Source organism: Xanthomonas axonopodis (assembly GCF_001304695.1).
In the GTDB taxonomy this organism is placed as follows: Bacteria; Pseudomonadota; Gammaproteobacteria; order Xanthomonadales; family Xanthomonadaceae; genus Xanthomonas; species Xanthomonas axonopodis.
Genome location: NZ_JFAQ01000132.1, coordinates 14,846 through 27,782, shown reverse-complemented (window position 1 = coordinate 27,782; position 12,937 = coordinate 14,846). Strand labels below are relative to the sequence as shown.

General features: G+C 59.4%; 10 protein-coding genes. All 10 read left to right on the top strand.

Annotated elements, in window-relative coordinates; all coding sequences use genetic code 11:
- Positions 1 to 223 (top strand): transposase (locus tag XAXN_RS12615; protein WP_342364471.1); only part of this gene is annotated, 223 nt, incomplete at its 5' end.
- Between the two features lie 376 nt (positions 224 to 599).
- Positions 600 to 2,075, top strand: a complete 1,476-nt coding sequence (trpE, locus tag XAXN_RS12610; protein ID WP_054319784.1) for an anthranilate synthase component I — start codon at positions 600 to 602, stop codon at positions 2,073 to 2,075.
- Positions 2,075 to 3,151, top strand: coding sequence for a threonine aldolase family protein (locus XAXN_RS12605; RefSeq protein ID WP_054319783.1), 1,077 nt, complete (start codon positions 2,075 to 2,077; stop codon positions 3,149 to 3,151). Before trpE ends, XAXN_RS12605 begins: the two co-directional genes overlap by 1 nt.
- Positions 3,123 to 3,356, top strand: a complete 234-nt coding sequence (locus XAXN_RS12600) for a hypothetical protein (RefSeq protein WP_042821152.1) — start codon at positions 3,123 to 3,125, stop codon at positions 3,354 to 3,356. Before XAXN_RS12605 ends, XAXN_RS12600 begins: the two co-directional genes overlap by 29 nt.
- A 125-nt stretch (positions 3,357 to 3,481) precedes the next feature.
- Positions 3,482 to 6,457, top strand: coding sequence for a type I restriction endonuclease subunit R (locus XAXN_RS12595; RefSeq protein WP_241148124.1), 2,976 nt, complete (start codon positions 3,482 to 3,484; stop codon positions 6,455 to 6,457).
- A gap of 13 nt (positions 6,458 to 6,470) precedes the next feature.
- Positions 6,471 to 8,831 (top strand): AAA family ATPase, encoded by a 2,361-nt coding sequence (locus tag XAXN_RS21450; RefSeq protein ID WP_134980197.1) that lies wholly within the window; start codon positions 6,471 to 6,473, stop codon positions 8,829 to 8,831.
- Positions 8,828 to 9,838: a virulence RhuM family protein gene (locus tag XAXN_RS12585; protein ID WP_054319782.1), complete on the top strand. Its 1,011-nt coding sequence runs from the start codon at positions 8,828 to 8,830 to the stop codon at positions 9,836 to 9,838. The genes XAXN_RS21450 and XAXN_RS12585 overlap by 4 nt, the downstream gene beginning before the upstream one ends.
- Positions 9,835 to 11,448, top strand: a complete 1,614-nt coding sequence (locus XAXN_RS12580; RefSeq protein ID WP_054319781.1) for a type I restriction-modification system subunit M — start codon at positions 9,835 to 9,837, stop codon at positions 11,446 to 11,448. The genes XAXN_RS12585 and XAXN_RS12580 overlap by 4 nt, the downstream gene beginning before the upstream one ends.
- Positions 11,449 to 11,589: 141 nt before the next feature.
- Positions 11,590 to 12,168 (top strand): anthranilate synthase component II, encoded by a 579-nt coding sequence (locus tag XAXN_RS12575; protein WP_054319780.1) that lies wholly within the window; start codon positions 11,590 to 11,592, stop codon positions 12,166 to 12,168.
- 103 nt (positions 12,169 to 12,271) lie between these two features.
- Complete coding sequence (locus XAXN_RS12570) at positions 12,272 to 12,904, top strand: flavin reductase family protein (protein ID WP_042821159.1); 633 nt, start codon at positions 12,272 to 12,274, stop codon at positions 12,902 to 12,904.
- The last annotated feature ends 33 nt before the right edge of the window (positions 12,905 to 12,937 follow it).

The following is a 12,937-nucleotide window of genomic DNA, read 5'->3' as shown; positions in this document are numbered from 1 at the left end:
CGCCCTTAAGCAGCGCGGCATCACTGCGCGGATTGCACGCAAGGGCATCGAACGCAACGACCGACTGGGCCAGCACCGCTGGGTCGTCGAGCGCACGCACGCTTGGTTTGCCGGCATGGGCAAGCTGCGTATCCGCTTCGAACGCCGCATCGATATCCACTTGGCGTTGCTCTCGCTTGCATGCTCCATCATCTGCTTACGCATGCTTCCTGGGTTTTGTTAGCCGCTCTAAGCCCCTCTCCCTCGGGAGAGGGGTTGGGGTGAGGGTCCCTGCGCCGACACTGGTGCCGCTGCCATGACCCAGGCCGCACGGGAAATCAGCCCGTGCAGCGCGCGACACCCGACGCGTGCAGCCAACCGCAGGCTATTCGTGCCAGATGTCAGCCAGTGCGCAAGGCCACGTCCGACAACACCCTGCCTTCCTTCGCAATTCGCACTGCTTTGGCCCCGGCCTGCTGCCCTGGGCCGACACTTGCGCTACAGTACCAGCGTGTCCCGCCTGACGACTCCACGCTCCTTCTCTTCCGCTCGCCGCTGGTGGCGATGGTGGCCCGTTGCCGTCGTCCGCCCCGCCACAGAGTCCCGGAAGGAAAGTCGTCTTGATCACTGCAGAGCAGTTCCAGCGCCAGGCCGCTGAAGGTCACACCCGTATTCCCGTTGTCCGCGAAGTGCTGTCCGACCTGGACACGCCGCTGTCGGTCTATCTGAAGCTCGCCGACGGCGCCTATACCTATCTGTTCGAATCGGTCGAAGGCGGGGAGCGCTTCGGGCGCTACTCCATCATCGGCCTGCCGGCACGCCGCGTGTACAGCTTTCGTGGCCACACGCTGGAGGTCAGCGAGCACGGCGAAGTCATCGAGACCCGTAAGGTCGCCGACCCGCTGGTCGAAGTGGACGCGCTACGCGCCGGGCATTCGGTGCCGCAGCTGGATGGGCTGCCCGGCTTCACCGGCGGGCTGGTCGGCTGGTTCGGTTTCGAATGCATCCAGTACATCGAGCCGCGCCTGGGCAGCGGCGACAAGCCTAACGAACTCGGCACGCCCGACATTTTGCTGATGCTCTCCGAAGAGCTGGCGGTGTTCGACAATCTCAAGGGCCGCCTGTACCTGATCGTGCATGCCGACCCGCGCCAGCCGCAGGCCTATGTGCGCGCCAACCGGCGCCTGGACGAGCTGGCGCATCGCCTGCGTCAGGGCGGCGCCGGTTACCCGCAGGCGCAAATTTCCGACGCGATCGACGAAGCGGACTTCCATTCCTCGTTCACCCGCGAGCAGTACCACGCCGTGGTGCGCAAGGCGCAGGAATACGTGCGCGCCGGCGACATCTTCCAGGTGGTGCCATCGCAGCGCTTGCGCGTGCCGTTCCGCGCCCGCCCGGTGGATGTCTACCGCGCGCTGCGTGCCTTGAACCCTTCGCCGTACATGTATTTTCTCGATGTCGGCAGTACCCAGGTGGTGGGTTCGTCGCCGGAAATTCTGGCGCGCCTGCGCGATGGCGTGGTCACTGTGCGCCCGATCGCCGGCACCCGCCCGCGCGGCGCCACGCCCGAACTGGACAAGGCACTGGAAGCCGAACTGCTGGCCGACCCGAAGGAGCGCGCCGAGCATGTGATGCTGATCGATCTGGGTCGCAACGATGTCGGCCGCGTGGCCGAACCGGGCACGGTCAAGGTGGGCGAGCAGTTCGTGATCGAACGCTATAGCCACGTCATGCATATCGTCAGCGAAGTGACCGGCACCTTGAAGGCCGGCTTGAATTACAGCGACGTGCTGCGCGCCACCTTCCCTGCCGGCACTGTCAGCGGCGCGCCGAAGATCCGCGCGCTGGAAATCATTCGCGAGCTGGAGCCGGTCAAGCGCAACGTGTATTCCGGCGCGGTCGGCTACATCGGCTGGCAAGGCGATGCCGATACCGCGATCGCCATTCGCACTGCCGTGATCCAGGACGGCTATCTGTACGTGCAGGCCGGCGGCGGCGTGGTCTACGATTCCGATCCCGACCTGGAATGGCAGGAAACGATGAGCAAGGGGCGAGCGCTGTTTCGCGCAGTGGCCCAGGCGGCAAAGGGCCTGTGATGGACGGGCAGGGCAGCGCTGCGCGTATCAGCTTTCGCAACGACTACAGCGAAGGCGCGCATCCGCGTCTGCTGCACGCGTTGGCGCAGGCCAGCGCCGAGCAGCACGCCGGCTACGGCACCGATCGGCACACCGCGCGTGCGGTTGCGTTGATCCGCAATGCGGTCGCGCAGTCGCAGGCCGACGTGCATCTGCTGGTGGGCGGCACGCAGACCAATCTGATCGCGATCAGCGCGTTCTTGCGCCCGCATCAGGCGGCCATCGCTGTCGAAGCCGGGCATATCGCCACGCACGAAACCGGCGCCATCGAAGCGACCGGCCATAAAGTGCTCACTGTCCCGGCGCTGCATGACAAGCTGACGCCCGCGCTGATCCAGCCTGTGCTGGCTGTGCATGGCAACGAACACATGGTCCAGCCGCGTCTGGTCTACATTTCCAACGGCACCGAAAGCGGCACCATCTACACGCGTGCCGAACTCAATGCATTGTCGCAGTTCTGTCGCGCAAACGATTTGCTGCTGTACCTGGACGGCGCACGCCTGGATGCGGCGCTCACCACCGACGGCAACGATCTGGATCTGCCTACCATCGCTGCGCTGACCGACGCGTTCTACATCGGCGGCACCAAAAACGGTGCGCTGCTCGGCGAAGCGCTGGTCATCGTCAATCCCATGCTGCAGGCCGATTTGCGTTATCTGATCAAGCAGCGCGGCGCGCTACTGGCCAAGGGCATGGTGCTTGGTGCGCAATTTGCAGCCTTATTCGAAGACGGCCTGTATTTCGAGTTGGCAACGCACGCCAACGCGATGGCGCAACGCTTGCGCGCCGGCCTTCTTGCGGCAGGCGCGCACTTCACCAGCGACTCGCCAACCAACCAGCAATTCATCGCCGTCAGCGCCCAACACGCTGCGCAGCTGGCGCAACGCTACGACTTCGAGCGCTGGGAAGTGCGCAACGATGGTAGCCACGTGATCCGTTTTGTCACCTCGTGGGCGACCACGGCAGATGCGGTTGATCGCCTCTGTGCGGATGTGGCAGCACTTTTGCATGACCCTGCGGCGCAGGGTCATCAGTAGCATCAAGGACGACGAAATGAACGGATTCGCTGCCTGGACGCTTGCCGTTTCCCTACTGCTTCCGCCCATGGTCGCAGCGCTTATCAACACCTTGCTATTGCAACCGCATTTGATGGTGAAGGGCAGCCGTTTTCAAGTCGATCGCATGATGAAGATTGTGCAGATTTTTTTGACGTCATCTTGGAAAGCTAACGGCAAGCCTTAATCCATCAGCGATCGCTCGGTTCATAGGATTCGGTGGCAGCCTGCCAGGCAACGCATCCAGTAAAATTGTCCGTCACTTGCCGAACGTTCTGATAGTGCGGCAACCATCCGAGATTGAGGTTTCATATGCGCGTCAGGGAAGCCACCATCGAGCAAGAACTTGTCGAAAAGCTTGATGGGCTCAAATACACCCTGCGACCTGACATTCGCAGCCGTGCTGCGCTTGAAGCCAATTTCCGCAAGCATTTCGAAGAGCTGAACCGGGTCGCCTTGAACAACGCCGAATTTCATCGCCTGCTGGAAGATGTCGTTACCTCCGATGTATTCAAAGCCGCGCACACCTTGCGCCACCGCAACGCTTTTACGCGCGACGACGGTACGCCGCTCAACTACACCTTGGTCAACATCAACGACTGGTGCAAGAACACCTTCGAGGTTGCCACCCAGCTACGCATCAATACCGACGACAGCCACCATCGTTATGACGTCATTCTGCTGATCAACGGCGTACCGGCGGTGCAAATCGAGCTGAAAACGCTGGGTATCAACCCGCGTAGGGCCATCGAGCAGATCGTCGAATACAAGCACGATGTCGCCAACGGTTACACACGCACACTGCTGTGCTTCATCCAGCTGTTCATCGTGAGCAATCGTGACGTGACCTACTATTTCGCCAACAACAATGCGGGCCATTTCGCTTTCAATGCGGATGAGCGTTTTCTGCCCATCTACCAGTACGCTGCGCCGGACAATAGCAAGATCAGCGGCCTGGATGCCTTCGCCGACGCCTTCCTGCCCAAGTGCACGCTGGGGCAGATGATCAGCCGCTACATGGTGTTGGTGGCCAGTGAGCAGAAGCTCTTGATGATGCGGCCGTATCAGATCTACGCGGTGAAGAATATTGTCGAGTCCATCGAAAAGAACCTCGGCAACGGCTACATCTGGCACACCACCGGCAGTGGCAAGACCCTCACCAGCTTCAAGGCATCGACTCTGCTCAAGGCCAACCCCGCCATCGAGAAATGCCTGTTCGTGGTGGACCGCAAGGACCTGGATCGCCAAACCCGCGAAGAGTTCAATCGCTTCCAGGAGGGCTGCGTCGAGGAAAATACCAATACCGAATCAATGGTGCGCCGCCTGGCCTCCGACGATGCCGCCGACAAGGTCATCGTCACCACCATCCAGAAGCTGGGCCGCGCACTGGACCCGGCCCGTGCCGATTATCGGCAGCGGCTGGAACCCTTGCGCGACCAACGTATCGTGTTCATTTTCGATGAATGCCACCGCTCCCAGTTCGGCGAGAACCACCAGGCCATCAAGGAATTCTTTCCCAAGGCCCAGCTATTCGGCTTCACCGGCACGCCGATCTTCGAGGACAACGCCAGCTACAAGCGCATCGAAGGCGACGAACAGACGCCGAAGACCACTGAAGACCTGTTTCAGCAGTCCCTGCACGAATACACCATCACCCACGCCATCGAGGACAGGAACGTCCTGCGGTTCCATGTGGACTACTACAAGCCTGATGGCAGGAATGCGCCAAAGCCCGGCGAGACGCTGGCCAAGCGCGCTATCGTCGATGCCATCCTCGGCAAGCACGATGCCGCCACCGGCGGGCGGCGCTTCAATGCCCTATTCGCCACCGCGTCGATCAACGATGCCATCGAGTACGTCGGGCTGTTCAAGGCCGCGCAGGTGGAAAGGCAGCAGGCTGATCCCGACTACGTACCCCTCAATATCGCTGCCGTGTTCTCGCCCCCCAGTGACATCAGCGCCGACGTGCGCCAGTTGCAGGAAGACCTGCCACAGGAGCAGGCAGACAACAAGACAGACCCGGATGCGAAGAAGTCCGCATTGAAAGCCATCATCGTCGATTACAACGCGCGCTTTGACACCAACCACCGCATCGAGGAATTCGACGCGTACTACCAGGACGTGCAGCAGCGCATCAAGGACCAGCAATTCCCCAACGCCGACCTCCCGATGAAAGGCCGCGAAAAGCTGGACATCGTGATCGTGGTCGACATGCTGCTCACCGGCTTCGACAGCAAGTACCTCAACACCCTGTACGTGGACAAGAACCTCAAGTACCACGGCTTGATTCAGGCGTTCAGCCGCACCAATCGCGTGCTCAACGACACCAAGCCCTATGGCAACATCCTTGACTTCCGCAGCCAGCAATCGGCCGTGGATGCCGCCATCGCGCTGTTCTCCGGCGCCAAGGCAGACAAGGCGCGCGAAATCTGGCTGGTGGACACCGCCCCGGTAGTCATCGACAAACTCAAAGAGGCGCGCGCCAGTCTCGACAGCTTCCTCGCCTCGCAAGGGCTGGGCGGCAAACCCGAAGACATCGCCAACCTCAAGGGCACGGCGGCCAAGGTCGCCTTCGTCAAGCACTTCAAGGACGTGCAGAAGCTGCAGACCCAGCTCGACCAGTACACCGACCTGACCGCCGAGCAACAGGCGCAGGTCGAGGCAATCTTGCCCAAGGACGAACTGCGCAGCTTTCGCGGCCAGTACCTGCAAAAAGCCGAGGAACTGCGCGCCGACCAGAAGAAAGCCGGCGGGCTGGATGACGCCACACGCAACGACGTCGAGCAGCTCGATTTCGAGTTCGTGCTATTCGCTTCCAGCACCATCGATTACGACTACATCATGAAGTTGATCGCCGACTACTCGGGCAAGGCGCCAGGCAAGGCCAGCATGAGCCGCGAGCAGTTGATCGGCCTGATTGCCATTGCCAGCGATGCCAAGTTCATCGACGAGCGTGAGGACATCAGCGCGTACGTGCGCGGGCTCAAAGCTGGCGAGGGACTGAACGAGAAGGCCATTCGCGCCGGCTATGAGACGTTTAAGGCTAAAAAAGCCGCGCGGGAAATGACCGGGCTCTCCGGCAAGCACGGCTTGCCGGTTGCCGACTTGCAGGCATTCGTCGATGCGATCCTGGCCCGACGCATCTTCGACGGCGAACGCCTGACCGAACTGCTGGCCCCGCTGGACCTGGGCTGGAAGGCGCGCACCCAGGCAGAACTGGCATTGATGCGCGATCTGCTGCCACTCTGCTGCACAAGCGCGCCGGTGGGCGCGAGATCGCCGGACTGAAGGCGTATGAGGAATGAACATGGCAAAGCAAGGAGTGACGACGGCGGTGCCCAAATTGCGGTTTCCGGAGTTCGTTGGGAAGCCGTTCCGCGAAGCTCAACTCAAGGATGTGACGTCTGAGAGCATCACTCGCAATGTCGATGGGCTTTCGACGAAATCGGTGATGGGAGTAGCGAAGGCGGAAGGCATCGTCCCGATGAAGGAACGGCTTATCGCGTCGGATATCGCACGATACAAGGTCGTTCAGAAGGACTGTTTTGCCTACAATCCCATGCGGCTCAATATCGGCTCGATCGCGCGATGGCAAGGTGACAGCGACATTCTCGTTAGCCCCGACTACGTTGTTTTCCAATGTTCGACAGGCCTTGGTTTGGAGATCGCCCCCGCGTATCTGGATCATTTCAGGCAATCAGGCGAATGGGAGAAGTTCGTAACCGATGGCGGCGACGGCAGTGTTCGGGTACGCATCTACTACAAGGATCTCGCTCGCCTCCAGGTAACACTGCCTTCGCTCGCCGAGCAAAAGAAGGTTGCCGACTGCCTGACGTCGCTGGACGAGTTGATCGCTATGCAGGAGCGGAAAGTGGAAGCGCTGAAGAACCACAAGCGCGGCCTGATGCAACAGCTCTTCCCCCGTGAAGGTGAAACCCGCCCTCGCCTCCGCTTCCCCGAATTTTACGACGCGCCGGAGTGGGAGTCTAAGCGTCTCGACGCGGTGGCGCCTTTACAAAGGGGCTTTGATCTGCCTTCGGGCGAACTCAAGTACGGCACTGTTCCGGCCGTTTATTCAAATGGAGTTCGCGGTTACCATAAAGTAGGAATGGCTCGGGGACCGGGATTGGTTACCGGTCGTTCTGGTACGATTGGTAACTTGCATTATATTGACAGTGGTGATTATTGGCCGCATAACACATCGCTATGGGTCACAAATTTTAAAGGTCATGAGCCAAAGTTTGTCTACTTCCTTTATGCAGCGATTGGGCTTGAACGATTCGCGTCAGGTTCGGGCGTTCCTACACTCAACCGAAATGATGTTCATACGTTTGAGACCCGCGTTCCAAGGGCGGTGGCTGAGCAAAAGCGCGTTGCCGATTGCCTCACCTCCCTAGACACCCAGATCATTGCCGAATCCGCTCAGCTAACCGCCCTCAAGACCCACAAGCAGGGCCTGATTCAGCAACGTTTCCTGCGCAGAGGGCGGGCTGAGATGGCCGATGTGGCGCTTCCCGATCTTCCGTCCCTGGCACGCCATCTTCGCGACGAACTGGAACGCAAGAAGTTCGTACTGCTCTACGCCTACAACGGCGTCGGAAAGACACGACTGTCTGGTGCCTTCCGGAATCTGGGGCGTGTGGTTGACGCTGACGGGCAGACCACACAGCGCGATACCCTTTATTTCAATGCCTATACCGAAGATCTGTTCACCTGGGACAACGATCTGGCATTTGAGAGAAAGCGCGTTCTGGAACTCAATGCGGATTCGAGATTCTTCGCCGGTTTACGCGAGCTGGAAATGGAAGTGAAGATCGGGCGGCTGCTGGCGCGCTATACCGATCTCAATTTCTACATCGATTACGAACGTCGCCAACCAGCGGAGTCTCCCGGTGAACCTGGCACGCCGCTTCCTCCTGCCGTGACGTTCTTTCGCGAGCGCGAGGAGAATGGCGATCCTCGGCCGATCAAGGCGTCTCGCGGTGAGGAAAACATCTTTATCTGGTGCTTCTTTCTGGCGATCGTCGAGCTGGCGATGGATCCCGAAATAGAGGCTTACCGTTGGGCGAAGTACGTATACATCGACGATCCGATTTCATCGCTCGACGAACAGAACGCCATCTCCGTTGCCAACCACCTCGCACAGCTTTTGACGAGTGTGGAAAATGGCCCGCGTGTCGTCGTCTCCACACATCACGTATTGTTCTTCAACGTGTTGTGCAACGAACTCAAGAACAAGGCATTTCGGCACTTCTTAAAAAATGGGCTGGTGCCCGGTAGCTATACCTTGCTGGATACCACGTCCAAGCCCTTCCTTCACCATCTTTCGAAATTGGTTGAGTTGCATGAGGTGCAGGCATCCGGAGAGCTCTACACCCATCATTTCAACATGCTGCGTCGCGTGATGGAACAGACCGCCAACTTTTTGGGACTAGAGGACTGGAAAACCTGCATCAAGGTCGCCGACGTGGACCCCGATCGAACGTTGTTTACCCGGATAATCGATCTTATGAGTCACGGCGATTATTCGATTTATGAGCCGCGGGAGATGATGGAAGAGAACAAGGCGCACTTTCGCACCGTTTTTCGTCGGTTCGTCACTGCCCATCCGTTCAATCCTGCACTGTTCCCGCCCATGGAGCAGAGGGCAGGTGAGTCATGAGCCAACTGATCCTCTACACCAGCGAAGACGGCAAGAGCCGCATCCAGCTGCGCGCCGAAGGCCAGACGGTCTGGCTGACACAGGCGCAGATGGCGGAGCTGTTCGACGTCACCACAGACACCATCAGCCTGCACCTGAAAAATATCTTTGCAGACAAAGAGTTGGAGCCTGAACGAACTACCGAGGAATCCTCGGTAGTTCAGCGGGAGGGGGCGCGCGAGGTGCGCCGGCCGGTGACCCTCTACAACCTCGACGCCATCCTGGCCGTCGGCTACCGTGTGCGATCAAAGCGCGGGGTACAGTTCCGCCGTTGGGCCAGCACCGCGCTCAAGGAATACCTGCTCAAGGGCTTCGTCATGGACGATGAGCGCCTGAAGAATCCGGATGGCCGTCCGGATCACTTCGACGAGATGCTGGCCCGCATCCGCGACATCCGTGCCTCGGAAAAGCGCTTCTATCAAAAAGTGCGCGAACTGTTTGCCCTGAGCGTGGACTATGACAAGACCGACCGCGCCACGCAGGTCTTCTTCGTCACCGTGCAAAACCAATTGCTCTATGCAGTGACCGGGCAGACCGCTGCCGAGCTCATCATGGCCCGTGCCAATCCCGACGACCCGCATTTCGGGCTGCGTGCGTGGAGCGGTGGGCGCGTGCGCAAGCAGGACATCCTGATTGCCAAGAACTACCTGAGCATCGATGAGATCGACACCCTCAATCGTCTGGTGACGATCTTTCTGGAAACTGCAGAGCTGCGTGCCAAGAATCGCCAGGAGATCCCCATGCGCTTCTGGAGAGAAAACGTAGGACAGATCATTAGTTCCAACGACTTCCCGTTGCTGGAAAATGCCGGTTCCGTCAGCCACGCTCGGATGGAGACGGAAACCAACGCGCGCTATTTCGCCTTCGACGAACAGCGCAAGCAGCAGGAAGCGCAGGCCGCTGATGTTGCTGACGCTAGCGAACTTGCCGCCATCGAAAATAAGATCAAACGACGCTTGAAACCATGACCAAAGACGACCAAAAAGAACTTGGTAAAACCTTGTGGGCGATTGCCGACCAGTTGCGCGGCAGCATGAATGCCGACGACTTCCGAGACTACATGTTGTCCTTCCTGTTCCTGCGCTACCTGTCCGATAACTACGAGGCGGCGGCAAAGAAGGAGCTTGGCTCTGATTTCCCGAAGATTACCGATGGCGAGATCATCACGCCACTGCAGTTGTGGTACGAGGAGAACGAAAACGATATCGCTGAGTTCGAACAGCAGATGCGCCGAAAGGTGCATTACGTCATCGAGCCGCAGTATCTATGGGGCAACATCGTTCAGTTGGCGAAGGAACAGAGCGATGACCTGCTAAATACACTGCAGAAGGGCTTCAAGTACATTGAGGAGGAGTCGTTCGAAAGCCAGTTCCAGGGGCTTTTCTCGGAAATTAATCTGGCCTCGGACAAGCTGGGTAGGAAATACGCCGATCGCAACACCAAACTATGTTCGGTGATCAGCGAGATCGCCCGTGGCATGTCGTTGTTCTCCACCGACAGCGACACGTTGGGCGATGCTTACGAGTACCTGATCGGTCAGTTCGCCGCCGGCTCCGGCAAGAAGGCCGGCGAGTTCTATACACCGCAAGAGATCTCCAACATCCTGTCCGCCATCGTTACCCTCGACAGCCAGGAGCCTAAAACCGGCCCGCGCGACAAACTGGAGAGCGTGTTCGATTTCGCCTGTGGCTCCGGTTCGCTGCTGCTCAACATCCGAAATCGTATGACGAAAAGTGGCGGCGGCATCGGCAAGATCTACGGGCAGGAATACAATGTCACTACCTACAACCTCGCGCGGATGAACATGCTGTTGCACGGGGTCAAGGACACCGAGTTCGAGATCTATCACGGTGACACGCTGAAGAACGACTGGGACTGGCTGCGCGAAACCAATCCGGCAAAAAAGCCCCGTTTCGACGCCGTGGTCGCCAATCCGCCTTTCAGCTATCGATGGGAGCCGGGTGAGGCGATGGCGCAAGACGCGCGCTTCAAGAACTACGGCGTGGCTCCAAAGAGCGCAGCAGATTTCGCCTTCCTGCTTCATGGCTTGCAGTATCTGAAGGACGACGGCGTGATGGCGATCATCCTGCCGCACGGTGTGTTATTCCGCGGTGGCAAGGAGGCCGACATCCGCCGCAAGCTACTGGACGACGGCCACATCGATACGGTGATTGGCCTGCCGGCCAACCTGTTCTACTCCACCGGAATTCCGGTGTGCATTCTGGTGCTGAAGAAATGCAAGAAACCTGATGATGTGCTGTTCATCAACGCGGCCGGTCATTTCGCCAAGGGCAAGCGCCAGAATCAACTGACCGGTGAACATATTCAGCGGATCGTCGGCACCTACCAAGACCGGAGCGAGCAGGAACGCTATTCCCGGCGTGTGTCGATGAAAGAGATCGCCGACAACGACTACAACCTCAATATTTCGCGTTATGTCAGCACAGCAGAAGCCGACAAGGAGATCGTTCTTGGGGCCGTGCACGCGGATTTGACGGCGATTGAATCGAAACTCAAAGAGGCAAAGAAGCGCCACAATGCCTTTCTTGTCGAGTTGGGACTGAAGCCCCTGCCGTGAAATTGCCAACCTGCCGAAGCGTCCGAGTTCATCGGATAATGTCGGTTCAAGGTCGCTTGACGGTTGCCAAGGCAAAGTCGAGGCTGTGTCAGTGCCGGAGAAATTCTGAAATATCTTTTGAAATCAGCGGGGTGAAGAGACGTGCTCTTGATGTTAGACAACTACGACAGCTTTACCTACAACCTGGTGCATTACCTGCAGGCGCTGGGCGCCGAGGTCATGGTGGTGCGCAACGATGCGATGTGCGTCGATCAGATCGCCGCGCTCAAGCCCGAGCGCATCGTGATCTCGCCCGGCCCCTGCACGCCTAACGAGGCCGGCATCTCGCTGCAGCTGATCGAACAGCTGGGTCAGACCACGCCGATCCTGGGTGTATGTCTGGGCCATCAGAGCATCGGCCAGGTGTATGGCGGCGATGTGATCCGCGCCGGCAACATCATGCACGGCAAGACCTCGCCGATTCGCCATGAAGGCAAGGGCGTGTTTGTCGGCCTGCCGGACAGCTACGAGGCCACGCGCTATCACTCGCTGGTGGTGGACAAGACCACCTTGCCGGACGCACTGGAGGTCACCGCCTGGACCGAAAATCCGGATGGTTCGATGGAAGAGATCATGGGCCTGCGCCATCGCCAGTTTCCGGTCGAAGGCGTGCAGTTCCATCCCGAATCCATCCTGACCCAGCACGGACATGCCTTGCTGAAAAACTTTCTGCAGCGTTGATTGCGATGTGTCATCGGCGCTTCGGCGGTGCCACCAAACATGCGCACTCCACAGCGCAACACGACGCCGCAGCAGCGCCGCCTTCCACTGTATCCGGATCACGATGAGCACACCCGACGACAGCATCCATTTTTACGAGCCGACCCAGGGTCACGGGCTGCCGCACGATCCGTTCAATGCCATCGTCGGCCCGCGTCCCATCGGCTGGATTGGTTCGCGCAGCGCCGAGGGCATTGCGAATCTGGCGCCGTACAGCTTTTTCAATGCGTTCAACTACGTTCCGCCGATCGTCGGCTTTGCCAGCATCGGTCGCAAGGACAGCCTGCGCAATATCGAAGCCACCGGCGAATTCACCTGGAATCTCGCCACCCGGCCGCTGGCAGAAGCAATGAACGCCAGCGCGGCGATGGTGCCTGCGGAGGTCGATGAATTCGATCTGGCCGGCCTGCAGGTGGCGCCATCGCGCCTGATTGCTGCACCACGGGTCGCCGCGAGTCCGGTCAGTTTCGAATGCCGGCTCAGCCAGCTGTTGCCACTGCAAACCGCCGCCGGTCACGCCATCGAGACCTGGTTGGTGCTGGGCGAAGTAGTCGGCGTGCACCTGGCCAAGTCGGCGCTGCACGAGGGTATCTACGACCCGGGCGCGGTGCAGACGATTCTGCGCGCGGGCGGGCCGGCCGATTACTACGAAGTGCAGCCGCAGGCGCGTTTTCGCATGACGCGTCCGGGCCAATGATCGTCGCAGCTGCAACGGCAGCCGCGCCGCTTG